General features: G+C 71.1%; 22 protein-coding genes and 1 pseudogene. 5 read left to right on the top strand and 18 right to left on the bottom strand.

What is annotated here, in order from left to right:
• Nucleotides 1–27: 27 nt before the first annotated feature.
• The 8 genes from ACIHFD_RS12155 to ACIHFD_RS12120 all read right to left on the bottom strand — a co-directional run bounded on the left by ACIHFD_RS12155 (nt 28) and on the right by ACIHFD_RS12120 (nt 8,441).
• The gene (locus tag ACIHFD_RS12155; protein WP_397366837.1) at nt 28–1,545 is read right to left on the bottom strand and encodes an acyl-CoA synthetase; all 1,518 of its coding nucleotides are present in this window, start codon (nt 1,543–1,545) and stop codon (nt 28–30) included.
• A gap of 56 nt (nt 1,546–1,601) precedes the next feature.
• Nucleotides 1,602–2,360 carry an aminotransferase class IV gene (locus ACIHFD_RS12150; RefSeq protein WP_397366836.1) on the bottom strand — a complete coding sequence of 253 codons (759 nt, stop codon included), beginning with the start codon at nt 2,358–2,360 and terminating at the stop codon, nt 1,602–1,604.
• 5 nt (nt 2,361–2,365) lie between these two features.
• Complete coding sequence (locus tag ACIHFD_RS12145) at nt 2,366–3,391, bottom strand: hypothetical protein (RefSeq protein WP_397366835.1); 1,026 nt, start codon at nt 3,389–3,391, stop codon at nt 2,366–2,368.
• Nucleotides 3,388–3,867 (bottom strand): SigE family RNA polymerase sigma factor, encoded by a 480-nt coding sequence (locus ACIHFD_RS12140; RefSeq protein ID WP_355195879.1) that lies wholly within the window; start codon nt 3,865–3,867, stop codon nt 3,388–3,390. Before ACIHFD_RS12140 ends, ACIHFD_RS12145 begins: the two co-directional genes overlap by 4 nt.
• A 216-nt stretch (nt 3,868–4,083) precedes the next feature.
• On the bottom strand, nt 4,084–5,049 hold the full coding sequence (locus ACIHFD_RS12135; RefSeq protein WP_350727830.1) for an adenylate/guanylate cyclase domain-containing protein: 966 nt from the start codon (nt 5,047–5,049) through the stop codon (nt 4,084–4,086).
• Between the two features lie 71 nt (nt 5,050–5,120).
• A complete protein-coding gene (boxB, locus tag ACIHFD_RS12130; RefSeq protein WP_397366834.1) occupies nt 5,121–6,530 on the bottom strand; it encodes a benzoyl-CoA 2,3-epoxidase subunit BoxB in 1,410 nt (469 codons plus the stop codon).
• A 145-nt stretch (nt 6,531–6,675) separates the two neighbouring features.
• Nucleotides 6,676–7,464 carry an NUDIX domain-containing protein gene (locus tag ACIHFD_RS12125; protein ID WP_397366833.1) on the bottom strand — a complete coding sequence of 263 codons (789 nt, stop codon included), beginning with the start codon at nt 7,462–7,464 and terminating at the stop codon, nt 6,676–6,678.
• Between the two features lie 20 nt (nt 7,465–7,484).
• Nucleotides 7,485–8,441, bottom strand: coding sequence for a LysR substrate-binding domain-containing protein (locus tag ACIHFD_RS12120; RefSeq protein ID WP_397366832.1), 957 nt, complete (start codon nt 8,439–8,441; stop codon nt 7,485–7,487).
• Between the two features lie 63 nt (nt 8,442–8,504).
• Here ACIHFD_RS12120 and ACIHFD_RS12115 point away from each other — a divergent pair, with 63 nt between their 5' ends.
• The gene (locus tag ACIHFD_RS12115) at nt 8,505–9,698 is read left to right on the top strand and encodes an MFS transporter (RefSeq protein WP_397366831.1); all 1,194 of its coding nucleotides are present in this window, start codon (nt 8,505–8,507) and stop codon (nt 9,696–9,698) included.
• A 159-nt stretch (nt 9,699–9,857) separates the two neighbouring features.
• Nucleotides 9,858–10,154 carry a hypothetical protein gene (locus ACIHFD_RS12110; RefSeq protein ID WP_397366830.1) on the top strand — a complete coding sequence of 99 codons (297 nt, stop codon included), beginning with the start codon at nt 9,858–9,860 and terminating at the stop codon, nt 10,152–10,154.
• A 74-nt stretch (nt 10,155–10,228) separates the two neighbouring features.
• On the opposite strand, the gene ACIHFD_RS12105 is transcribed toward ACIHFD_RS12110, so the two are convergent.
• The 5 genes and pseudogenes from ACIHFD_RS12105 to ACIHFD_RS12085 form a co-directional block, all read right to left on the bottom strand.
• Nucleotides 10,229–14,338 (bottom strand): CHAT domain-containing protein, encoded by a 4,110-nt coding sequence (locus ACIHFD_RS12105; RefSeq protein WP_397366829.1) that lies wholly within the window; start codon nt 14,336–14,338, stop codon nt 10,229–10,231.
• 11 nt (nt 14,339–14,349) lie between these two features.
• Nucleotides 14,350–14,973, bottom strand: coding sequence for a hypothetical protein (locus tag ACIHFD_RS12100; RefSeq protein ID WP_397366828.1), 624 nt, complete (start codon nt 14,971–14,973; stop codon nt 14,350–14,352).
• Nucleotides 14,970–15,248: a hypothetical protein gene (locus ACIHFD_RS12095; RefSeq protein ID WP_397366827.1), complete on the bottom strand. Its 279-nt coding sequence runs from the start codon at nt 15,246–15,248 to the stop codon at nt 14,970–14,972. Before ACIHFD_RS12095 ends, ACIHFD_RS12100 begins: the two co-directional genes overlap by 4 nt.
• Nucleotides 15,249–15,397: 149 nt before the next feature.
• Nucleotides 15,398–15,772 carry an FAD-dependent monooxygenase gene (locus tag ACIHFD_RS12090; RefSeq protein WP_397366826.1) on the bottom strand — a complete coding sequence of 125 codons (375 nt, stop codon included), beginning with the start codon at nt 15,770–15,772 and terminating at the stop codon, nt 15,398–15,400.
• A gap of 41 nt (nt 15,773–15,813) precedes the next feature.
• Nucleotides 15,814–15,978 (bottom strand): annotated as a pseudogene (locus ACIHFD_RS12085) (FAD-dependent monooxygenase); the annotation flags it as partial.
• 259 nt (nt 15,979–16,237) lie between these two features.
• Between ACIHFD_RS12085 and ACIHFD_RS12080 the strand changes: the two are divergent.
• Nucleotides 16,238–16,615, top strand: coding sequence for a nuclear transport factor 2 family protein (locus tag ACIHFD_RS12080; protein WP_397366825.1), 378 nt, complete (start codon nt 16,238–16,240; stop codon nt 16,613–16,615).
• A gap of 36 nt (nt 16,616–16,651) precedes the next feature.
• Nucleotides 16,652–16,897: an XF1762 family protein gene (locus ACIHFD_RS12075; RefSeq protein ID WP_397366824.1), complete on the top strand. Its 246-nt coding sequence runs from the start codon at nt 16,652–16,654 to the stop codon at nt 16,895–16,897.
• Here the strand turns inward: ACIHFD_RS12075 and ACIHFD_RS12070 are convergent.
• Entirely contained in the window at nt 16,803–18,134 is a 1,332-nt protein-coding gene (locus ACIHFD_RS12070; protein WP_397366823.1) for a hypothetical protein, read from the bottom strand. The genes ACIHFD_RS12075 and ACIHFD_RS12070 overlap by 95 nt on opposite strands.
• Before the next feature lie 501 nt (nt 18,135–18,635).
• Between ACIHFD_RS12070 and ACIHFD_RS12065 the strand changes: the two genes are divergently transcribed.
• Complete coding sequence (locus ACIHFD_RS12065; RefSeq protein ID WP_397366822.1) at nt 18,636–19,355, top strand: sulfotransferase family protein; 720 nt, start codon at nt 18,636–18,638, stop codon at nt 19,353–19,355.
• 22 nt (nt 19,356–19,377) lie between these two features.
• Here ACIHFD_RS12065 and ACIHFD_RS12060 read toward each other — a convergent pair whose 3' ends face one another.
• The 4 genes from ACIHFD_RS12060 to ACIHFD_RS12045 form a co-directional block, all read right to left on the bottom strand.
• The gene (locus ACIHFD_RS12060; protein WP_397366820.1) at nt 19,378–20,022 is read right to left on the bottom strand and encodes a response regulator; all 645 of its coding nucleotides are present in this window, start codon (nt 20,020–20,022) and stop codon (nt 19,378–19,380) included.
• Nucleotides 20,013–21,329: a sensor histidine kinase gene (locus ACIHFD_RS12055; protein ID WP_397366818.1), complete on the bottom strand. Its 1,317-nt coding sequence runs from the start codon at nt 21,327–21,329 to the stop codon at nt 20,013–20,015. The genes ACIHFD_RS12060 and ACIHFD_RS12055 overlap by 10 nt, the downstream gene beginning before the upstream one ends.
• 65 nt (nt 21,330–21,394) lie before the next feature.
• Nucleotides 21,395–22,186, bottom strand: a complete 792-nt coding sequence (locus tag ACIHFD_RS12050; protein WP_397366816.1) for an ABC transporter permease — start codon at nt 22,184–22,186, stop codon at nt 21,395–21,397.
• Entirely contained in the window at nt 22,183–23,088 is a 906-nt protein-coding gene (locus tag ACIHFD_RS12045; RefSeq protein WP_397366815.1) for an ATP-binding cassette domain-containing protein, read from the bottom strand. Before ACIHFD_RS12045 ends, ACIHFD_RS12050 begins: the two co-directional genes overlap by 4 nt.
• Between the last annotated feature and the right edge of the window lie 237 nt (nt 23,089–23,325).

The following is a 23,325-nucleotide window of genomic DNA, read 5'->3' as shown; positions in this document are numbered from 1 at the left end:
AATCGCCGAGCTGACGCAAGCGCGCGATCAGAACGCGTCGCGCAGCTCCCGCTTGAGCACCTTGCCGGAGGCGTTCTTGGGCAGGGCGTCCACGAACACCACCCGCTTGGGCGTCTTGAACGCCGCCAGCCGCTCCCGCAGGAACGCGATCAGCCCCTGCTCCGTCGCCCCGCCCCCTTCGCGCAGCACCACCGCGGCCGTGACCGCCTCGATCCACGTGTCGTCCGGCACCCCGAACACGGCCGCCTCCGCCACCTCCGGATGCTGGTAGATGGCCTCCTCCACCTCGCGGCTCGCGACGTTCTCGCCGCCCGACTTGATCATGTCCTTCTTCCTGTCCACCACGGACAGGTAGCCGTCGGCGTCCATGACACCCAGGTCGCCGCTGTGGAACCAGCCGCCCCTGAACGCCTCGGCGGTCTTGTCCGGGTCGTTCCAGTAGCCGAGCATCGCGTGCGGGCTGCGGTGGACGATCTCGCCGACCACGCCGGGCGGCACGGGCCTGTCCTGGTCGTCGACGACCCTGGTCTCGACGTTGAGGGCGGCCCTGCCGGCCGAACCGAGGCGGGTGAGCTGCTCCTCCGGGCCAAGGATGGTGGCGACCGGGGCCATCTCCGTCTGTCCGTAGAAGTTGAACAGGCGGACGTCCGGCAGGCGGGCGGCGATCTCCTTCAGCACCTCGACGGGCATGATCGAGGCGCCGTAGTAGCCCTTGCGCAGGGACGACAGGTCGCGGCGGTCGAAGTCCGGGTGGCGCAGCAGGCCGATCCAGACGGTGGGCGGGCAGAAGAGCTTGGTGGCGCGCTCGCCCTCGATGGTGGCCAGGATCGACGCCGGGGTGGCGCCGGGCAGGATGATGTTGGTGGCGCCGAGGTAGACGCCGGGCGTCAGGAAGCAGTGCAGCTGGGCGCAGTGGTAGAGCGGGAGCGCGTGGATCTCGACGTCGTGGTGGCTCATCTCGCCGTCCACGACGCAGGTGACGTACTGGGCGATCAGGCTGCGGCTGGACAGCGTGGCGCCCTTGGGCCGCGACTCGGTGCCGCTGGTGTACATGAGCTGGATCGGGTCGTCGTCGGCGATCTCCACCTGCGGCTCCGACGCGTCGTCGAAGGCCGCCCACTCCTTGAACGACTCCCAGCCGTCGGCCGCACCGATCACGCCGCGCACCCGTACCTGCGGCCCGGCCGCCGCCGCGGCCACCGGCAGCAGCGCCTCCTCCACGAGGATCCCGGTCGCGCCGGAATGCTCCAGGATGTACGCCACCTCCGCCGTGCCCAGCATGAAGTTGATCGGCACGGAGATCGCGCCCAGCCGCGCCAGCGCGAAGTACGCCACCACGAACGCGTGGTTGTTGTGGCTGAAGACGGCGAACCGGTCGCCCTTGCCGACACCGCGCGCGGCCAGGGCGTTGGCCGTGCGGTTCACCGCCAGGTCGAGGTCGGCGTAGCTCTGCCGCAGGTCGCCGTAGACGACGGCGGTCTTGGCCGGGTGGCGGGCGGCGGAGCGACGGAGGAGATCACCAATGGCGTGCCGGCGAGTCGTCATGCGGACTTCCCTTGCGATCGCAGAACGATGATCGGCGATAGTACCTGACAAAGGGGTCAGTCCAGTGGATCCCACGCAATACGGTCGTAATGCTCGAGAACGCTCGCCATCAGCGTGTCGTCCTGGGGCAGCGGGATGCCGTCCACCCCGCCGACCGGCCAGACGCCCCAGGAGTTGCAGAGGAAGACCTGGTCGAGGCCCTGCAGGTCGGCGACCTTCAACGGCCGCCGCTCCTGCGGGACGTCCATCCGCTCCAGCAGCTGCATCGTGATCCCGCGCAGCATCGGCGCGTCCGGCCAGACCAGGCGCCCACCGGCGAAGCCGCCCACGTTGGTGATCGAGCCCTCGCTGATCAGGCCGTCCTCGGCGGTGAGCAGCGCCTCGTCGAAGCCCTCGCGCTCGGCCTGCCGCCCGATGTGGGCCTGCATCATGCCGGACGCCTGCTTGATGTGCGGCAGGTAGCGCTGGCCGACGACCGACTTGACGCTCACCGGGCCGGTGGGCGGCTCGTGGGGCGGGGCGGCGACGGCGATGACGCGCGGGCCGTCGGCGAACTCCACCACGGACACGCGTACGCTCGCGTCCCGCACGTCGTCGCCGAGCACGGCCGCGACGGAGCCGAGCACGGCGGCGCGGTCGACCGGGACCCCGAACAGCTCGGCGTTGGCCGCCTCCAGCCGGGCGACGTGCAGGTCGAGCCCCCGCACCCGGCGATCCCTGACCTGCATGGCGGTGAAGTGGCCGTAGCGCGCCTGCCACATGAGGCGCGCGTCGGCGTCCACCAGCCTGCCCTCGAAGGCTGCCCGTTCCGTCACGCGATCTACTTTACGTACACGCCCACCGACCATCGCACCGGGCGGTTGGTGTACTCGCCCCAGAAGCCGATCTTTCCGGTGATCGTCACCTTCTTGCCTTTGGGGACGAAAAATTCTTGCATGGCCATGGGGTACGGGCCTGATTTCCAGACGGCGCAGCTCGTGGCCATGGATTCCTCGGCATCGACCCGGTATTTGAACCACATCCGCGTGGCCAGCTCACCCGTGCAGAGCCCGTCGACGCTGATCCTGCCGCCCGGGCTCGTGACCACGAGGGTGAAGGACCGATTCCGATCCCACATACCCGTCGCCGAACGGGCCAGCTTCCACCCCGCCAACCGATCAGGGAAGTCCCTGACCGGCTCGGGCTCGACCGGCCGGGCAGGCGGCGTCCACTCGTAGACGGCCACGTGCCAGGTGGCCTCCTTCGGCTCGGGAGTCACGCACGGCCCGTCCTTCTTGAACTGGACGCAGCCCCGGGCCACGACGGTCGTGTCGAACGTGACCGTGGCCTCCGTCGCGCCGCGCCGGACCACGGACAGCGGGCGCAGCTGCATCGACCTCCCGCACGGCACGGCCTGGGAGCCGGTGTCGGCCCTGCCGTTCACGACGACGACGGGCGAGTCGGCGCCGGTGTCGCCGTCGCACGTCATGGCCACGTCCAGCGGCTTGCCGGAGACCGGCACCGTGAGCGAGACCTTCTTCGCGCCCTCCTTCCCGATCGTGCCGACGGCCAGGCTGCGGTACGCGGTGCCGTCCCCGGCGGTGAACTCCTCGGGCAGTCCGGCGGGCTTGTCCTGTTCGGTCCTTGCCGTGGCGGTCGTGCCGGGCCCTGGTGCCGTCACCGTACCGGGGAACAAGGAGACACCCACTACGGCGCTCGCCGCCACGGCCGCCGCGCCCGCCGTCGCCCGCCTGCGCAGGCGGGTCCTGCGGATGCGGGAGCTGACCTGCTCGTGCCGGTTCGGGTTGCCCGGCGAGGGGGCCTCGGCCCGCTCGCGCAGGACGTCACGCAGGTCTTGCACGGTCATCGGTGCAGCTCCTTCACGATCGACTCGTCCACTCGCAGCTTGGCCAGCGCCTTGGCGGTCTGGCTCTTGACCGTGCCCTCCTGGCAGCCCAGGATCGCGGCCACCTCGGCCACCGGCAGGTCCTCGTAGAAGCGCAGCACGATCACCGCGCGCTGCCTGGCGGGCAGCCGCCCGACCGCCTGCCACAGCTCGTCGCCCCTGCCCGCGTCGTCGTACGCGGGCGCCTCCGGCAGGTCCCCGCTGGGCAGCTCCCTGCGCCACCTGCGGCGCCACCAGGACGTGTACGTGGTCACCAGGACGCGGCGCACGTACGCCTCGGGCTCGTCGATGCCCGGCCAGGCGAACCACGCCTTGGCCAGCGCCTCCTGCAGCAGGTCCTCCGCGGTGGCCCAGTCGTGGGTCAGCAGGTACGCCGTGCGTAACAGCCGATCCGACCTCGCCACCACGAAGTCCTGAAATATCGCCCTATCCGCCAACTTGATTTGCCTCTCGTGAGAGCCCGTTGCCGGTAGTGACGCATCGACCGCAACCCCAGGTTGCCCGCCCCCGGCAACGGCCGGCGAGCGCACACCCGATCCCACCGCCCGGCCTCGGCCACCGTCCGAAACGCCCCAGCGCCTCGGCACTCCGCCGCGCCGGCCCCGTGCCGTGCGCAGCGGTTCAGCGGAAGTGGTGCGGGCCGGGCTGGTGGGTCAGGAGCCGGCGCGGGTGACCGTGAACGGGGCCAGTTCGCCGAGCCCGCGGACCGACAGCCGGTTGACGGGCCGCAGCCGGAACGCCCGGTCCCCCTCCAGCTCCTCGGCGAACTGCGGATCCGCCAGGATCGTCCCCGGCAGCGACAGCGCCGTGAGCCGGCTGGCGAGGTTGACCGTGGTGCCGAAGACGTCCCCCATGCGCCAGATCACCGGGCCCGCCGCCAGCCCCACCCGCAGCTCCGGCATGTCCTTGATCTTCGCGTGCGTCTCCACCAGCCGCAGCGCGATCTCGGCCACGACGTGCGACTGGTCGGCCACGAACAGCACCGAGTCGCCCAGCGTCTTGACCACCCGCCCACCGGTGGAGGTCACGATGTCGGCCGAGCGCCCCTCGAACCTGTCGATCAGCCTGGACAGCTCGCTCCCCGTGATCTGCCTGCTCAGCCGGGTGAACGCGACCAGGTCGGCGAAGCCGACGGCCAGGCGTACGGCGCTCATGTCCTGCTCGGCGATGCGCCCCGCGGCGGCGGCGAGCTGGCGCTGCCAGCCGTAGACCAGCAGGCGCGCCAGGTCGGGCACCACCCGCTCGGCCCGCCTGCGCCAGGCCCGCGGGCGTTCGGCCAGCGGCACCCCGGCCTGGTCGAGCGCCTCGACGCCCAGCTCGGCCTGCGACTCGGCCAGCCGGGTCGTCGCGCTGCCGATCGATCGCGCGACCAGCAGCATGTGCTCCTCGTCGTAGACGCCCGAGCTGACCAGCTCGAGCATCGTCCTGAGCGCCTCCACGTCGGAGTCGGTGAACTCGACCGCGTCGTCGGCCACGTTCGCGAACCCCAGAGCACGCCAGTAACGCCGCGCGCGATAGACCGGCACCCCTGCCATGTAGGCCACCTGGTGGCTGGTATAGCGCCGCGGCTCGCGCAGAAAGGCCTCCGTCAGCCCGTCCTCCCCATCCACGCCCGCCACGCAGGCAAGATAACACCCTGTGGGCCAGGTCACGCCTCCACTCCCCGCAAGATCCGCTCCCGAGTGGCCCGTCACAGGTGGACGTACTCGTAGTCGAACGGACGGCCGTTGATGCCGTTGCGGGGCGGCGCCACCCAGGCCGCGATCTTCCCCGGCTCGTAGACGGGGCGCATCAGCGCCTGGACGCGCGTCTTGTCCTCGGCCGTCGGCAGCCACCGGTCGCGGGACGCCTCCCAGGCCGGCTCATCCAGAAGGCGCCCGTGCGGCGAGATGTGATGCCCGCCGAACATGCCCACCCGCCGGTTGAACCCCAGGTGCGGCAGGTAGAGGACGGCGCCGAGACCGCGGTCGGCGAGGATCCGGTTCCACCGGTTGACGCCGGTGACGCAGTCGGCGACGTACTCGCCGCGCAGGTCGGCGTTGAGCGCGGTGAGCGCGGGCAACTCGACGTCGGCCAGCCGCCCCGCCTCGACCCGCTGCACGACGGCGACCGCCTCGGTGAGCAGGTGGTCGTCCCTGCGCCGCTCCTCCTGCCACCGCCCCTTGAGCCCGGCGGTGAAGTAGTTGGCCACGTTGGTGGAGGTCTCGCCGCCGAAGAGGTCGAGGCTGACGCTGTAGTGGAAGTTGATGTACTTCTGGAGGACGTCGAGCGGGATGCCGCCGTGCTCCCAGATGTCGTCGGTGTCGTGTTCGCGCATCAGCTGCGCCGTACGCTCCACCACGCGGTCCACGCCCGTGGTCCCCACGAACATGTGGTGGGCCTCCTCCTTGAGCATGAACTCGCAGGTACGGCTCAGCGGGTCGAACGCCGACTCCTTCAGCGTGCCGAGCTGGTATTTCCCGTCCCGGTCGGTGAAGTACGTGAACATGTAGAACGACAGCCAGTCCGGCGTCTCCTCGTTGAAGGCGCCCAGGATGCGCGGAGAGTCCTCGCTGCCCGAGTTGCGTAGCAGGAGCGCTTCGGCCTCCTCCCGCCCGGACCGGCCGAAATAGGCGTGCAGCAGGTAGACCATGGCCCACAGGTGCCGCCCTTCCTCCACGTTCACCTGGAAGAGGTTGCGCAGGTCGTAGAGGGAGGGGGCGGTGAGGCCGAGCCGCCGCTGCTGCTCGACGCTGGCCGGCTCGGTGTCGCCCTGGATGACGATGAGCCGCTGCAGGTCCGCCCGGTGCTCGCCGGGCACCTGCTGCCAGACGGGCCGCCCCTTGTTCTGCCCGAACGCGATGCGCCGGTCGGTGTCGCGTTCGGCGAGGAAGATGCCCCAGCGGTAGTCCGGCAGCGCCACGTGATCGAAATGCGCCCACCCCTCGCGGCCGACCGCGACGGCCGTACGGAGATAGACGTCCTGGGTGGGCAGCGCGGGGCCCATCTCCGACCACCACTGCAGGAAGCGCGGCTGCCACGACTCCAGCGCCCGCCGCAGCCGGCGGTCCTCCGCGAGGTCGACGTTGTTGGGTATGCGCTCGGAGTAGTCGATGGACATCCCGGACCTCCGCCTCCCGCTCGACACCTCCGAGTTCAACAGCAGGCTTTTAGTTGCGTCAAGGCTGTGTAGTGCTTTCCGAGTCACGTCGCAGGATTCGCAGGCCTTCGCGGTCAGCAATCTGCCTTCTGTTACGTACGGCGCATCATCGAGGTGTAGACCATTCGTGCAGGGCGTAGGGCACGCTGTTCACGACGTTGGCGATGGCCGCCGCCGGATAGCCGACCATGTCGCGGGGCAGGCCGTCCAAGGGCCACCAGGCGATCTCAGAGCATTTGTCCGGTTCGGCGTTGTACGGCTCGCCGGTCCACGTGTCGGCGGCGAAGAAGAGGCCGACGCGTTCCGGGGCCCGGTGCATGACGTGGACGAACCTGAGGTCGTCCGGATCGATCGTCACGCCGACCTCCTCGCCCGCCTCCCTGACGGCCGCCTCGGTCGCCGATTCGCCCGCTTCGAGGTGGCCTGAGGGCAGGTGCCACAGCCCGTCGCCGTACCCGGTGCCGGCCCGCCTGCCGAGCAGCACCGTGGAGTCGCGGAGGAGGAGCACGTGCACGTCGACGATCGCCCGGAAACGTTCCCTCGGCAGCCCTCGATCGGGGGTGAGGGGTGGGCGGCGGTCGAGGGCCTGGGCCCATTTGACGGCGACGGCGGCCACCTGGACCAGCTCGGCGCGCAACCGCTCCGGGTCCGACTCCGCGAACGCCTCCAGCACCTCCTCCGCCAGCACGTGCCGCCACGTCAGCGTCCCGGCCTCGGCCGCCGCGTCCGTCTCGGACCTGGCCCGGCCGGACTCGGCCGCCGTCCCCTCGTGCCCGGTGCCGTCGGGCAGGAGCTGCATGCCCCACCGCACGTCCTGGGCCACCCGCTCGGCGGTCACGTCCGCGAGCACCCTCGCCAACGAACCCGGCACGCCGGCATCGCCATCGTGATTCATGGCCACCAGTCTGACGGGGTTCAGGGGCTGGCGGGGCGGAAGCCCGGGCCCAGGGCGGTGGTGCCGGCGCGGGCGTGGTCCCGGAAGGCTCGTACGGCCGGCGGAAGGCGCGCGTCCTGGAGCCAGCTCACCCCGATGGTCCGGTACAGCGGCGGGGACAGCGGGATCTCCACCACGCCGGCCGCGGTCGCGTCCGCCGCGGGGTGGGTGGAGCGGGGCAGGACGGCGACGCCGAGCCCGGCCGCCACCAGTCCGCGTACGGTCTCCGTCTCCTGGCCCTCGAACGCGATCCTCGGCTCGAACCCCGCCGCCGCGCACAGGTCGTCGGTGATCTGGCGCAGGCCGTACCCCGGCTCCAGCGTCACCAGCTCCTCCCCCGCCAGCTCCGCCGCCCGCACCCGCGCCCGCGCCGCGAGCCGGTGGGACGGCGGCACGGACAGCACCAGCTCCTGGTCGGCGAGGCGAGCACCGGCGAGGTCGGGGGCGTCCACGGGCATGGGGGCGACGAACACCAGGTCGATGCGGCCCTCGCGGAGCTCCTCGATCATGTCGTGGCGCGAGCCCTGCACCAGGCTGAAGCGGATGCCGGGGTGGTGCTCGCGGAAACCGCCGATGAGGGACGGCACGAGGGTGCGGCCCAGGAGGTGGAGGAAGCCCAGGACGACGCGGCCCGAGGCCGGGTCGATCTCCTCGCGGACCTCGCGGGCGGCGGCGGCCATCGTGGTGAGGGCGCGGGCGGAGGCGCCGGCCAGGGTGCGGCCCGCCCGGGTGAGGCGGATGCCACGGCCGGAGGGTACGACGAGCGGGGCGCCGACCAGGTCCGCGAGCGCGGCGAGGCGGCGGCTGGCCGTGGGCTGCGGGATGCCGAGCAGCTCGGCGGCGCGCGTCACGTGACCCGTCTCACCCACGGCGGCCAGCAGGGCCAGCGCGGGCGCCAGCCGAGCCGCCAGTCGCTCGTCCGCCGATTCATCCATCATGGTATGAATTGTCGCCCATTCTTGCATTAGACGTATTTATTAGCCTTGCTTAGCGTTGCAGGCGTGGTGGTTCTCGAGGCTCCTCCGGTTCGTGACACGCGGCGGGTCAGTGCGGCTGTGGCCGCCGCCGGGGTGTCGTCGTTCGCCCTCCTGTACGCGCCGCAGCCCGTGCTGCCGCAGCTCGCCGCCGGGTTCCGGCTGGATCCGGGCAGCGCCTCGCTGACCATCGGCGTGGCCACCGGGGCGCTGGCCGTGGCCGTGCTGCCGGTGGCGTGGCTCGCCGGGCGGGTGGGGCGGCGCAGGGTGATCGTCTGGTCGGTGCTGGCCTCGGTGATCATCGGGCTGCTCCTGCCGCTGGCCCCGTCCTTCCCCGTGCTGCTGGTGATGCGGGCGGTGCAGGGGGTGGCGGTCGCGGGGTTCGCCGGGGTCGCGGCGGCGTACCTGGCCGACGCGGTCGGTACGGCACGGCTGCCCGCCGCGGTGGGGGCGATGATCGCCGGGAACTCGGTCGGCGGGATGCTGGGCCGGCTCGGCGCCGGGTTCGCCGCCGGGCCGATGGGGTGGCACGGCGCGCTGCTGGTGGTGGCCGTGCTGTCCCTGCTGTGCGCACTGTTCGCGGCCCTCACACTCCCGCGCGACCTCGGCCCGGAGCCCGGATCGCAGGCCTCGGGGCGCGGGTCGCCGGATGCCGAGCCCGTCCGGAGGGCTCGGATCGGGGCCGGGCTGGTCGGGCCGTTCGCCGTGGGGACGCTGGCCACGGGGGCGTTCGTCGCGCTCTACAACGCCGCCGGGTTCCGCCTGGCCGCCCCTCCCCTGTCGCTCGCCCCCGCCGCCGCCTCCCTCGTCTTCCTCTCCTACGCCATGGGCACCGCCTCCTCGGCCGCCGCCGGACGCCTGGCGGCCCGGCTGGGCTGGACGAAGGCGCTGGTCACGGCCCTGGCCGTGACGGTGGCGGGCTCCGTGCTCACCGCGCACCCGTCGCTGCCGCTCATCGTGACCGGGTTCGCCGTACTGACCGCCGGGTTCTTCGCCGCGCACGCCATCGCCAACGCCTGGGTCGCCGCCGAGGCGCCCCCGAGCGCCCGGGGCCGCGCGGCCGGCGTCTACACCCTCTGCTACTACCTGGGCAGCGGCCTCGGCGGCACGGCGGGCGGCGTCGTGTACGGGCACGCGGGCTGGGCCTGGCTGATCGGCCTCACGTCGGCCTGGCTGGCGCTGGCGGTCCTCGCCGTCCTCATGACCCGCCGCTCAAGGTGACCGTCACCCCGATCTCCGCGCCGGGCCGGGTGGTTCAGCGGGTGGAGCGGATCGAGCGTTCGAGGGAGTCGGTCAGCCACAGGTGCGTCGCGCCCAGCCACGACGGGGGCCGCGTTCGGGATCGCCGACGACCTCGCGGCCGACGTGATCATCGAGGGCATGGAGATGCCGGCCTCCCCGGGTTCGGAGTCGCTGAAGCCGAGTCTGGTGGAGCTGCGCGGCCGGGGCGAGCGGCTGGGGGTGCGGCCGGACGTGGGCGACGGCTGGGTCATCGTCAGGAGTCCCGAGGGGTTGTGGTGGGAGCACGGGCCGGTGGAGGTGGACGCGGTGGTGTCGGGAGCCGTCGCGGACCTCATGCTGGTGTGCTCCCGCCGCCTTCCCCTCGACGACGCCCGGGTGGCGGTCTCCGGGGACCGTGCGCTGCTGGAGCACTGGCTGGCCCACATGGCGTTCTAGCTGATCTGTCCCGTGAGGTTTGGGTACGCGGTCCCGAGCGTGCGACTTGGGGCGGACGTCGGTTCATGAAGTCCTCAGGGACCGAAATGCGCGAACGCGGCCCACAACCAGGGACTGTAGGGGAAGCGGTCACGGGTCTCGCGGACCGCGTGGTGCAGGGCGAGCGCGGGGATCTCACCCGCACTCAGCCTGGTGTAAACGTCCTCCGTCAGCACGTACGCCACCCCGTCCGCCACCGGCCAGAACGTTCCGATCACATCGGAGTATCCGGCCAGCTGGAACGCCGAGCAAATGTGGATCGCCTGGTCGAGGATCGTGGTGCTGCCTTGAGCCGTCCCGCAGGCTGACAGAAATGCCATCCGCCCCTCCGGAACGTTCAACCGCGCGATGTCGGCCACGGCCAGCGGCTCCTCGCCGGCCAGCATCAGCCGTCCGCCGGTCAGCCCGTCCAGGTCGCTGAGCGCGTGGCACGCGAAATGGATCAATCCGTAGTCCCCGAGCAGCTCCAGCACCGCCGCCCTGGTCGCCTCGCCCTCGGACAGCAGCCGTCCGCCCATCAGATCCGCCACCAGGGCGGCCTCTTCCACAGCCGCCGCCAGCGGCGGCTCCCCGGACACCGCCACCGCCAGCGCCCGTCCACCCGCTTCCGCCCTGGCCGGGCGTGAGATCCGAGCCGTTGGCAGGTACGACGACACCACGCGATCGAGAACGGCGTGCCCATCGGCGGAAGCCGCGTGGATGGGCAGGAAGGTGAAAGGCCCGGTCGGCACCCAGCGGACCCGCGGCCAGACGCCCTCCGGCCGCCCGGTATGGCCCAGGGCTTCCAGCACGGGTGCGGCCAGCTTGTCCCACAGCTCCGCGAGCACATCGGTGAGTGCGAGCTCGGCCTGGTAGACCTCGGTCGCGGTGGCGGCGGGAGACTGGAGCACATGCTCGGTGCGCAGGCACGTGTTGGCCAGGTCGGTGCCCGCGTCCAGCGAGAGGCCGGGCAGCGCCACCGCCTGGACATCGCCGTTCGTGAGCAGGAACGCGTGGGCGCTGCGCCAGCCCGCGTTCAGGTACACGACCGCCTCGCCCGGCGCGCCAGGCAGCAGCTCGGACGGCCGGGGTGGCGCGAGGAACCGGTCGAAGCCCGGCACCTGCCGGATTTCGGCGATCAGCTTGTCCCAGAGTGCGGCGATCTCGTGCCGGCGCTCACTCGGCGAGGCGTCACCGGGTGAGAGGAGCCGGCGGGGATCGGTCAGGCCGTCGAGCGCCTCGGCCAGCGCGCCGAACCGCCGGGCGAGGTCGGGTCGCACGGCCGCGAGCGCGTCCAGATCGATGCGCTGATCCAGAGCGCGGGCAAGCAGCAGTCCGCGTCCCTGCTCCAGCACGGAGACCGCGCCCGCCGCGTCACCCGCCAGCGCGCACGCTTCCGCCGCCTCGATCGGGAGCAGGTGCAGCGCGCCCAACTCGCGCTCCTCGTCCATCTGGTCCAGCCGCCGAGAGACGATCCTGGGCAGCATGTCCACCGCGATCCGGTAAGCCTGCGCCGCGCCCGTCCAGTCGCCGCGTTCGCCGGCCGCACGCGCCCAGACCCTGGCCATATGGCAGCGTTCGACAGGAGTGAGACCTCCCTCGCGGCGCAGGGCGGCGGCGAGCAGTCGCAGCCCTTCCTCCTGCCGGTCCGCGTCGCCATGCATCAGGTAGGCGTACCCAAGCCGGACCCGGGCAGTGTTCTCTGCCGGGCTGCCTGGCGCGCTGCGCTCCAGCGCGGCGGCCAGGAGCGCGAACGCCTCGGCCCGCCACGACTCCACCTCACGCTCGTCGCGGACGCGGTCGTCCTCACCTGCCCACCGCGCACCTGTGACAGGTGACAGCCCGGGCAGCAGGTCCCCCCTGCGCCCGGCGGCCAGGTCCAAGGACATCAGGAGCGCGTCGGCCAGCAGGCTCTTCCGCAGCTCCATCGGCACGGTGGGATGGTCGGGCAGGGCGCAGATCTTCCGCAGCTCCTGCCGGTACCACAGCGCGCCAATGGGGATCTCGTCGTTGTGGTAGGGGTCGCGCAAGCTGAGCAGCAGGTTCAGCCGGTAGAGCGGCATCCGCGGATCATCCGGCGCGGCCTGGTCAACGGCGGCCTGCGCCAGCCTGATCCCGGCGGCGGCCGTAGGCGGCTGGTCGGTCTCGGCGGCCAGCAGGCGCAGGATGCTCGCGCCGTTGGTCAGCACGGCCGCCCGCTGCGGAGCTTGCGCCGGTACCAGCTCGGCCACCTGCTGGATCAGCTTCCCCGCTGATTCGAGTGAGGCCAGGTCCCTGGTGGACTCGAAGCGCTGCATCAGGCACAGCGCCAGGTTGGAGCCGACGGACCAGCGCCCGTCACTGCCCTCCGGCGCCGCCGCGTATGCCTCCTGCAGCCGCTTGTTCGCCTCGTCCAGCAGGCCGGGGTCGGTGTGACGGGCGTACTGCAGGAGAATACCCAGCTCTCCCGATATGTACGGATAATCCGGGGCCTCCCTGTCCAGCGCGGCCTGGAACAGATCCCGGCTCTCGTCGAACACCGCCTGATTCCGGGTGGTCGCGTAGGTCAGCGACAGGGCGACGGCCAGTTCGGTGGCCGCGCCGCGCCAGGCCGGTGTGCCCTTCGACACGTCGAGAGCCCTACGGCCCGCCTCCACCGCCTCCGCCAGGGTCGGCAGGTCGCCGTTGCGCTCGTAGAGCCGGCGAAGCCGGGTGGTCTCGCCGGCGGGAGACTCCTCGCGAGCCGAGGCCTGTCCGTCCGGTCTGGCCGGAGGTTCGAGGTAAGCCGGGTTGAAGATGATCTCGACTTCGCCGGGCCGGCCCTGCTCGGCGTTCATGATCTGCTCGAGCAACGAAGCGTTCATGGTTTTGAGCCTCGGGTCGAGGCCGCGTACCCGGGAGTTCCGGCGTAACAACGCGACGGACTCCTCCAGCGCCTCGGGAAAGTCCTCGCCCTCCGACACCGAGTACAGGGCGAGCGCCAGCCGCAGCCGTGCCTCCGCACGTTCCGCTCTGGGCGACTCGGCGAGCGCGCGGCGGTAGTGGGCCAGCGCTTCCTGGGCGGCCCGGACGTCGCCACGTTCGGCATACACCTCCAGCAGCAGCTCGGCCACCTGTCCGCCGTCCTGAGCCTGTCTGGCCGCCGCGAGAGCCGCGTCGAGGTGCTCGTCCGACGGCTCACGCTCGTAGCGGAGCTTGGCCGTGGCCGCCAGGTGCTCGTGCGTCTCCGCGGCGAGGGCGGGATCTCCCAGGGTGAGCGCGGTGCGGTGCGCCTCGACGGCCTCGGTGAGCAGCCCCGGGCGTCCCGTCGCCGTATGCAGCTCGACCAGGACAACGGCCAGATTGTGCAGCCGTCCGCCGCGCTGCGCCCGCTCGTCGTCGGTTCGGCTCGCCTCGCGCAGCGCGTCCACGGCCTCCTCCAGCAGGCCCCGCATCCGGAGCAAGAGCCCCAGCGTGGAAAGCGCCGCCCCGCGCTGCGCCTCGCCCGGCTCCGTCGCGGCCACCGCCCGCCGGGCGATCTCGATGCCGAGGTCCGCGGCCGCGGGCTCGTTTCCCAGATCCTCGGCGTGCTGACGCAGTGCGAAGGCGTAGTCGTTGAGCATCACCGGCTCGTTCCCCGCGCAGGACTCCAGCGGCTCGGGCAGGTCCCCGGTCAGCTCGTGATGCGCCCGGACGACGCCGCCGAGTTGCCCGAACAGGGCCGGCGCCACCGGATGCTCGATCCCGGTCAGGTGGGTGCTGCGATACAGCATGCCCGCCGCCACCCGCAACGACTCGCGCGTACCCGAGGCGGCCAGCACCTGGGCGTGCGGAATCGTGTACGCGGGTTGCCACCCGAAGGACTCCAGGAGATCGCCCGGCACGGTCTTGAGAAAAGCGGCGAACTCCTTCGGGACGACCTTGCGATCCTGCAGATATTGAGGGCTGATCAGGTAGGCGGCCGCCACCGCGAGCGCTTGCGGAAGCGGCCCGCCGATCTCCTCGCGCGACACCGTGGTCAACCGATACCAGTACAGCCAGCCCAGCGCGACCGTGGCCTCCTGGTCGTCGAACACCTCCGGCTCCCACGCCAGCAACGCGCAGCCGTCGTCGAGCGCCCCGTCCTCGCGCACGGCCTCCAACTCGCCGCCGGGATCGGCGCGTTCCAGGCGTCCGTACACGGCGGCCAGGGCCTCGTCTCTGCTCATGGGTGTCGCGTTCACGGGCAGGACTCCACCGGCTGGACGGCGACGGCCTCGGCGAGCGCCACCTGCCGTACGCCGTCCTTGCCCTTCAGTGTGACGGAGCCTCTGGCCTGCGCCTGGACCGTTCCGCACACCGTACCCGCGGCTGTACTGACCCGCAGGTTCAGCTGCGTGTCCCGAGTCGGCGCGTACCAGGTCACCCCGACCGCCACCCCCAGGAGCACCGTGCACACAAGTGTCAGGCCGATGCCCTTGCGCAGGGCTTGTGCGGCACCCAGCGCCTCCTCATGATCGGCGATCTCCCTCACCTGGACGGCGTCGGCGTCGACCACCGCGGGTTTGCCGTGTGCCGCCCGCAGCAGGTACAACGCCGCGCAGACGCCGCAGGCCAACGCCGCGAGCAGGAACACACCCGCCGCGATCGCGTACGGCACGGCCGCCGCGCTGACATCGTTGCGTCCTTTCAGGAGTCCGAAGCCGACCAATCCGGCCAGCAGCGCGCCCAGCCCATTGCGCCAGGCCAGCGCCGCTCCCCGTACCCGGTCGAGTTCGGAGGCCAGCAGCCGGTGCCGCTCCTGCGCTCGGCGCAACTCATCGAGCGCGGCCGGTGGCCCGGCCCGGAGCACGTCCTCGCTCACAGGACGAGGTTCCAGTACGCGCCGCACCCGACGCGGCCGTTCGGCCGCCCCTCATATTCCTGGTCGACCGCCGTGCAGAAGACCAGGATGGGTTTCACCTCGGCCTCGGGAACCGCGCTCCGATAGAGGCGATCGACCGTTGGAAAGACCATCGAGGAGGAACATCGGGGGCAGGAGCCCGACAGCACGATCGAGCCTTTACTCGGACGGGTGACCGTGAACGAGGCGGCCGCTTTGGCGGCGAACTCCTCTGAGGTTTCTTCTGAGTAGCGCATGCGCCTCCCGCATCTCCGGACCGATGTCTCGCACGGTAGGGAATCGGCGGTGGCAGCATCGGCGTTTCCGGCTGATCGCGGCGGGTCCCAGGTGCGGCGGCGGGTGAGCTCGCCACGAGCGGTGGCCCAGGACGGATCGGCCCCCTCGTTCACCGCGTAGTGACGAGTGTGTGCGGTTCGCCGCCGTAGGGCGTGGCCGGGCTGTAGGCGCGTACCTCGGGACCATGCGCGACGCGAGGGACGGGGTCGGGTGACAGCAGGGTGAAGTGCGGGCCCCGCAGCAGGTCGAACATGCGTGCCCGCGTCCCGTCGGCCAGCCGAAGCGGGCCGTCGGGCACTCGTTCGCCCGTCGGCGGGTACACGTGGACGGCGTCCCCGGCCAGAAAGACGCGGCCGGAGCGGTAACGGTCGGCGAGGCGGATGTTGACCCCCCAGGGCCATCCGCTCCTCCTCGCGCGTCTCGCCGGTGAAGCCGATGCCGAGCGCCTTGTGTACCGGGCTCCTGCCGTCGTCCGCCGCGACAAGGTAACGCACCCGCGATCCCCCCTGTGCCCAGCCTGGCGGTTACCCCGTGCGCGTCCTGCTCGAAACCGGTCAGCGCGGTACCCAGCTCCACCTTCCCGCCCAGTTCGGCGAGCCGCTCGCGCAGCACCGCTTCGGTGAGCCACTGCGGGTGCATGATCACCGTCGGGTAGGGGACCGCGTCCGTGGCCAGAACGCGCTTGTGCATGCGGGCCTGCCACACGGCCACCCTGCCCATTCTGACCCGCAGCGGCGGGTAGGGCGCACGGCGAGGGTGAGCCCGGTCGGGCCGGCACCGACGATGAGGACGTCCGTCGTTTTGCCAGGCGGCTCTGCCGGATCGCTGCTGGCTTCTGTCGGGCACTGTCCATGGAGTCGGCCGGCCTCGCTGCTGGAATCAGGCCGATTTTCTGGCGGGCCGCGAGGAGTTCCTTGATCTCTTGGGTGCCGGCGCTGAGACTCCAGACATGAATGCGGAGCAGGAGGTCATTGCGGCGGCCTTGGAGCGCGCGGACGCTCTGGCGGGGGGAGACTCTGATCGGCTACGCCGGTTGCTGCACCCGGACTTTCACTGGACGTCGCATCTGGGCGAGCAGTTCGATCGAGAGGACTATGTCCGGTCCAACACAGCGGGGGCCATCACGTGGAAGAAGCAGTCGCTGACCGACGCCGAGGTGGTGGTGGTCGAGCAGGTCGCGGTGTTGCGCTGCGTGGCGGCCGACGACGTCGTCAGCGACGAAAGCGTTCGTTCGACGTTCCGGATGCCGATGACCCAGACCTGGGTCAAGGAAGGGGACCGCTGGCTCTGTCTGGCCGGGCACGCCGGCCCGCGTCTCGAAGGATGATCACGGGTTGTTTCGGCGCCGGCAGCGGGACGGCACATGGGCACGGATCGTGCGGTGGCCCACCTGTTCGACAACGGCCGAACGCCGGAAGTCACCCGGTGCGCGACGGACGGCACCCGCAACGCCTCCTCGGTCCCTCACTCGGTGGCCTGGCGGGCCGCACGACCGATGGGCTTCATGCGGGTGATCACCTGTACGCGGGCCGACGAGAACGGGGCGTCCCTGAAGACTCGACGTAGATCGTGGCCACATCTTGCCCATCGCTCATGCAACCTTTGTTGAAAGCCTTGCGCTCAAGTCGCCCGTGCAGGCTCTGGTCGCCCGCAATGCAAAGCTCGGCCCGCAGTGGAGGCGTGCCGTAGTACGGGCCATTGTCGCCGGGGCAGTCGAACGGCGGGGAGGTGCAGGGGGTCCCTGCGGGAGGGCCGTGCCTTTCGGGATGGCCGTAATGCGCCATGTGCATCATCTCGTGAATGATTGTTTGGGCGATCTCCTCGTCTCCCAACGGGAACAGAAGTTGGAAGTTGACGCTCAACTCCCCGCGGTTCCGGTCCGCCCTGCCGAGATCGATTTCATCGACAAACGCCTTGTGGTGAATCGGGCGATCATAGGCTACGTCGATGAGACGACGCTTCTCCTCAGCCGACAGGCTGTTACATAGCATGACGCGCCGCAGCGCGAACTTGTGCCGCTCGATCAGCCGGTCCCGGAGTGCTGCGGTGATGTCGTTCGCAAAAGTGAAGTGCATGAGGCGGAAATTCATCGGGAAAGGCGGTCCGATGGTCTTGCCGATGACATTATGGCCCCAGACGTCGCCGTCTCCCCTGATGACGATGAGACGGTTGTCGCTGGTGACCACGAATCTGTCCATGGCACCATTGACCGCGACCTTCGCTCCGTCGAACTTGAAGGCCGGTCCGATGGTGTTGTTGATGACCCCGCCCGGATCGACCTCATGGCCCCAGACATCGCCGTCTTCCCTGATGACGATCATGCGACTGCCCATCGTGACCACGAATCTGTCCACCGGGCCGTTGATCGCGACCTTCGCCCCGCCGCACTTGATGCCGGGCCCGATGGAGTTGCTGGTGATCGCATGACTCCAGACGTCGCCGCTTTGCGTGATGACGAACATCCGGTCGTCATTCTTCAGGCCGCTGGCGACCACGAACCTGTCGACGGGGCCGTTGATCGCGACCTTCGCTCCACCGTACTTGAAGCTCGGGTCGATTTTGCTGCCGTTGAACTTGTGGCCCCAGACGTCGCCGCTTTGCGTAATGACGAAGATACGGTCGTCCTTCGTGACCACGAACCTGTCCACGGGACCGTTGAACGCGACCCGCGCACCTTCGAACTTGAAGCCTTGCCCGACGGCGTTGACGTTGCCTGCGAGATTATGTCCCCAGACGTCGCCGCTTTGCGTAATCACGATAATCTGGCCGCTTCCCAGGTTGCTCGTGACCACGAACCTGTCCACAGGGCCGTTGAACGCGACGGAGAAGGGTGCGGTTCTAGACATGATCGATGACTCCCTGTACGGCAACCAAAGGGCAGCGCCACCAGGCGAAAACGTCACGTACTGATCATATGCATGAGGACCCGGCAGAAAACAAGAAAGACAACTCCTCAATTTCCGAAAAACGACGAGATTGATAGCTGGACAAATGATGGCTAAACCTCGATCCATCAAGATCTTCCCGTGGTCTGCCGAGTGGTGAACCTGCGCGACCGGTCGGTCGAACCGCTCGGGTGCATCCGTTCCGCCCGCGCACGCCACCGAGCCGCTATGACCCCCAGGCGCGGCCGACCGTCCGAGAGGCCGGGCGCACGTGTCGTACCAGCGCCAGTACTCGTCACGCCCCGCTCGTGGCCGGGGTGGTGATCGTCCCTCGCGCCGGCACTGCTCCGCACCGATGTCGATACGGTCCGCTACCGCTCATCCATGGCCGCCGAGTTGGCCTTGGATGATTGCCGGTCCCATGACCACGGGTCAACATCGGGAGTAGCCGGCCAACACCCCATGGAGGCAAATGTGCTCACGGTGATCGGCGCGGGATTCCCGCGGACAGGAACCAGCTCGATGAAGGCGGCACTCGAACGGCTCGGTTTTGGACCGTGCCACCACATGTTCACGATCATCAGCGACCCGTCCCGCGTCGACAGGTGGCTGCCCCTGGCCGACGGCGCGCAGGTGGACTGGGAGCACGTCTTCGACGGCTTCCGCTCCACGCAGGACTGGCCGGCGTCCTTCTTCTGGAAGGAGCAGGCGGAGGCGTACCCGGACGCGAAGGTCATCCTGACCGTACGCGACCCGCACGCCTGGTACCGCAGCATGCAGACGCTCGTCTCCATCGGCCCGGGGCGGGAGCTCCCGGAGGACCTGCCCGAGACGGCGGCGGCCGTGTTCGGCGGGATGATGCGGCTCAGCCCGGTGATGGATCTGATCACCTCGTCGGTGTTCGAGGGCAGGAGGAGCCTCAGAGAGGGGCTGCCGGAGGAGGACGAGGCGGTGGCGGTGTTCGAGCGTCACCTGGCCACGGTCAAGGAGAGCCTGCCCGCCGAGCGGCTGCTGGTGTTCGACGTGCGCGAAGGGTGGGAGCCGCTCTGCCGGTTCCTGGGCGTGGACGTCCCGGCCGGGGAGCCGTTCCCGCACCTGAACGACGCGAAGACCATGCGTGAGACCCTGGACCGGCTGATCACCGAGGGTCGGCTGGGCTCGCCGTTCACCCAGCGGGAATGAGGGTGCCTTCGCCGCCTGTGTCTCACGTGTCCAGGTAGCGGAGGATGGCCAGGACGCGGCGGCTGTAGTCGGGGTCGCGGGGCAGGTCGAGCTTCTCCACGATGGCGTTGACGTGCTTCTCGACCGTGCTGAGCGAGACGTGCAGGCGCTCGGCGATGGCCGCGTTCACGAAGCCCTGGGCGAGGTGCCGCAGCACCTCGCCCTCGCGCGGGCTCAGGCCGCTCAGCGGGTCTGCGTGGGTGGTGCGGGCCAGGAGCTGCCGCACCACCTCGGGGTCGAACGCGGCTCCGCCCGCGCGTACGCGTTCGAGCGAGTCGAGGAAGTCGGCCACCTCCGAGACCCGGTCCTTGAGGAGGTAGCCGAGGCCCCGTGTGGAGCCGGCCATCAGCCTGGCGGCGTAGTGCTGCTCGACGTACTGCGACAGGACCAGCACGCCGACGCCGGGGTGGCGGTCGCGGATCTCCAGGGCCGCCCGGAGGCCGTCGTCCTTGTGGCCGGGCGGCATGCGGACGTCGATCACGGCCACGTCGGGGCGGTGGCGCTCGACGGCGGCGAGCAGGGCGGGGGCGTCGCCGACGGCGGCGACCACCTCGTGACCGGCGTCGTCGAGCAGCCGGGTGAGCCCCTCGCGCAGCAGCACGGAGTCGTCGGCCAGGATCACCCGCACGACGAGCCCGCCTCCGCCCCGGACCCAGACCCGCTGGACGACGCCATCCCAGGCCCGCTCGACCCTGCCCCGGACCCGCTCGACCCCGCCCTGGGCCCGCTGGGCGCCGCTCCGGAAACGCCCCCGGATGGCCCGGGGACGGCCTCCGGCGCCTCGGGGGAGCCGCCGGGCGGTGTCTTCGGGAGGGTGGCGGCGATCTTGGTGGGCCCGCCCGGCGGGCTCTCGACCGTGAACTCCCCGTCCAGCGCCAGCACGCGCCGGGCCAGCCCCGACAGCCCGCCGCCCGTCGGATCGGCCCCGCCCGAGCCGTCGTCCGAGATCACCACGCTCACCGCCCGCTCGTCCTCCGTCAGCACGACCAGGATGTCACGTGCCCCGGCGTGCTTGATCGCGTTGGTGATCGCCTCGCGGGCCACGAAGTAGAGCGCGGTCTCCACCTCCGACACGGGCCGTCCGGCCAGCCCGTCGTGCACGGTCACCGGCACGCTCGACCGGTCGGCGACGCCCGCCAGCGCGGCGCGCAGCCCCAGCTCGTCGAGCGCGGTCGGGTAGATGCGCCAGGCCACGCTGCGCAGCTCGTCGAGGAGCTGGCGCGACTCGGTGTACGCCTGGGCGACCAGCTCGGTGGTCGCCCCGGGATCGGCACTGTGCCGGGCGCGGCCCAGCAGCATGGCGAGCGCGACGCCGCGCTGCTGGACGCCGTCGTGGAGGTCGCGTTCGATCCTGCGCCGCTCGTCGTCCACGGCCCGGACGATGCCGGAGCGGGTGGCGGTCAGCTCGGCGATCCGGCGGCGCATCAGCTCGTGGCTGCCGGGGCCGAGGAAGTGGTCGGCCAGCCGTCGTTCGAGCGATCCGACGGCCAGGGTCATGAGGGCGACCAGGGCGAGAAGCACGGCGCCGCCGGTCAGGCCGAGCATGCCGCTGCTGGTGACGATCCTGACGCCGGGCAGGTTCACCGGCACCGGCTCGGCCCGCCCCCATGTGAGATCCCACAGGCCGCCGACCAGCAGGAGCCCGCCGAGGAAGAGGCCCGCCGCGCACAGGTACCCGCCCAGGACCCCCAGGGCGGCGCGGGCCGCGAGGAAGCCGTAGCCGCCGTCCCGCCGTGCCACCTCGTGCCCGAGCCAGCCGGACAGCCTGGCCCGTTCCAGCGCCATCAGCCTGTCCAGGCCTCGGACGACGGCGGGCCGGGCGGCGGGGACCAGGCACGCGGGCCACGCCACGCAGAGGAAAACCAGCTCGACGAGGCCGAGGGCCATCCCGAGGACGACCCCGGCCAGCACCTGGGCTGCCCTGCTGCCTGACACGGGCGTGAATTCTAGGCGCAACCCCCTGATGCCGCGCACCGCTCTGAGCATCGCGGGCCGCCGCGCTAGGCGTCGCGGCGGCGCAGCACCGCGTGGCCCGCCGCCAGGGCCGCCGCCGTCCAGGCGAGGAGCCAGGCCAGCCCCTCCCCCGCCGAGTACGGCATCGGCCCGCCGGCCAGGTTGTCCGCGCTCCCCATGAACGCCAGCCCGGCAAACGTCGGCATCCGCAAAGAGACGTCCAGCGCCGCCTGGCTCCCCGTCGTCAGCAACATCAGCGGCAGCCCCATGAGCAGCATGAACACCACGGTCAGCGTGCCCGCCGCGCTGCGCATCGCGGCGCCGACGCCGAGCGTCATCACCGACACCAGCGCGAAGAACGCCCCGACCCCGAGCAGGTCCGGCACGACCTCGCCGATCGGCGACACGACGAGCCCGCCGAACAGAGCGCCGGACAGCACGACCTGGACGACCACCGTCGCGACGGCCCCCGACAGCACGCCCGCCACGGCCATCACCGGCGCCACCACCAGCGCCTTGGCCGCCAGCACCACCCCTCGGACGGGCGTGGCCTGCAACGTGGCCCGGATGCTTCCGGACGAGTACTCCGAGGTGATCGCCAGCATCGCCAGCGCCACCAGCGCGAACTGGACGAACGACGTCGCCGACACCACCGGCTCGCTGGCCGTCACCCGCGCGCCGGTCCGGCCCTCGCGCAGGGCGTCAGTGGCGCTCGCGCCGCCCAGCGTGAGCGCGGTCACCACCATGAGCGCCGCCGCGCAGGCCAGGCACCACCACGTGGACCTGACCGACCACAGCTTCGCCCACTCGGACCCGATCGCCTGCCGCAACGTCCTCATGATCCCGCCCCGTACTCGACGCTTCCCGCGGTCAGCTCCTGGTAGGCCTGTTCGAGCGAGGCCTCCCGGGTGCGCAACTCGTGCAGCCGGATCCCGGCCTCGTAGGCCAGGTCGCCGACCGTTTCGAGGGTGGCGCCGGTGGCCTCCAGCTCGTTCTCGCCGTACCGGTCCACCGCGATGCCGGCGGCGCGCAGCCGTACCGCGAGATCGCCGGCGTGCGGGGTGCGGACGAGCACGGCCGTCAGGGAGCTGCCCGCGATGACGTCGGACAGCGGCGCGTCCGCGATGAGCCGGCCCTTGCCGATCACGACGAGGTGGTCGGCGGTGAGCTGCATCTCGGTCATGAGGTGGCTGGAGACGAACACCGTCCGGCCTTCGGCGGCCAGCGAGCGTATGAGCCCGCGCACCCAGCGCACTCCGTCTGGGTCGAGCCCATTGACGGGTTCGTCGAACATCAGCACCTCAGGATCCCCCAGCAGCGCCGCCGCGATGCCGAGCCGCTGGCTCATGCCCAGCGACAGCGCCCCGGCCCGTTTGCGTGCCGCCGCGGCCATGCCGACCGTCTCCAGCACCTCATCCACGCGCCGCCGGGGGATGCCGTTGGCGCGGGCCAGCGCCACCAGGTGCGCGTGGCCGCTGCGGCCCGGGTGCAGCGCGCGGGCGTCGAGGAGCGCGCCGACGGTGCGCAGCGGGTTGCCGATCCGGTGGTACGGCACGCCGCCGATGAGCGCGGTGCCGGCGGTGGGGCGGTCGAGGCCGAGGATCAGGCGCATCGTGGTGGATTTCCCGGCCCCGTTCGGGCCGAGGAACCCGGTCACCGTGCCCGGTCTCAGCTCCAGTGTCAGGTCGTCGACCGCCGGGCGGTCGCCGTACCTCTTGCTCAAACTCTTCAGACTGATCACGCCGCCTCACGCTAGGCGGCCTCGGGTCCGGCGGGTATGGGGGCGAGCCGCCGACTTCGATGGCGGAAAGCCGTAAAAGACCAGGCCGGAGGCGAACGGGGACGTCTCCGGCCCGGTCGGCACAATGTACTGCCTCGCCTCGGGTGCGGACCACGGGGAAATACCGGGTTCGGCTGTGCCTCCGGGCATCGCGCCTTCAGAATCCGAATCCTGCGAGGTCGTATGTTCGGCATCATC

The organism is Nonomuraea sp. NPDC051941 (assembly GCF_044593615.1).
Note: the sequence above shows the minus strand (reverse complement) of the source record. Positions and strands in the feature narration are given on the sequence as shown.

Coding starts and splice junctions, on each gene's coding strand:
- ACIHFD_RS12155 (WP_397366837.1), bottom strand. CDS start 1,545: ATGACGACTCGCCGGCACGCCATTGGTGATCTCCTCCGTCGCTCCGCC.
- ACIHFD_RS12145 (WP_397366835.1), bottom strand. CDS start 3,391: ATGACCGTGCAAGACCTGCGTGACGTCCTGCGCGAGCGGGCCGAGGCC.
- boxB (WP_397366834.1), bottom strand. CDS start 6,530: ATGTCCATCGACTACTCCGAGCGCATACCCAACAACGTCGACCTCGCG.
- ACIHFD_RS12125 (WP_397366833.1), bottom strand. CDS start 7,464: ATGAATCACGATGGCGATGCCGGCGTGCCGGGTTCGTTGGCGAGGGTG.
- ACIHFD_RS12120 (WP_397366832.1), bottom strand. CDS start 8,441: ATGATGGATGAATCGGCGGACGAGCGACTGGCGGCTCGGCTGGCGCCC.
- ACIHFD_RS12110 (WP_397366830.1), top strand. CDS start 9,858: ATGGAGATGCCGGCCTCCCCGGGTTCGGAGTCGCTGAAGCCGAGTCTG.
- ACIHFD_RS12105 (WP_397366829.1), bottom strand. CDS start 14,338: ATGAGCAGAGACGAGGCCCTGGCCGCCGTGTACGGACGCCTGGAACGC.
- ACIHFD_RS12095 (WP_397366827.1), bottom strand. CDS start 15,248: ATGCGCTACTCAGAAGAAACCTCAGAGGAGTTCGCCGCCAAAGCGGCC.
- ACIHFD_RS12080 (WP_397366825.1), top strand. CDS start 16,238: ATGAATGCGGAGCAGGAGGTCATTGCGGCGGCCTTGGAGCGCGCGGAC.
- ACIHFD_RS12075 (WP_397366824.1), top strand. CDS start 16,652: ATGGGCACGGATCGTGCGGTGGCCCACCTGTTCGACAACGGCCGAACG.
- ACIHFD_RS12070 (WP_397366823.1), bottom strand. CDS start 18,134: ATGTCTAGAACCGCACCCTTCTCCGTCGCGTTCAACGGCCCTGTGGAC.
- ACIHFD_RS12065 (WP_397366822.1), top strand. CDS start 18,636: ATGGAGGCAAATGTGCTCACGGTGATCGGCGCGGGATTCCCGCGGACA.
- ACIHFD_RS12050 (WP_397366816.1), bottom strand. CDS start 22,186: ATGAGGACGTTGCGGCAGGCGATCGGGTCCGAGTGGGCGAAGCTGTGG.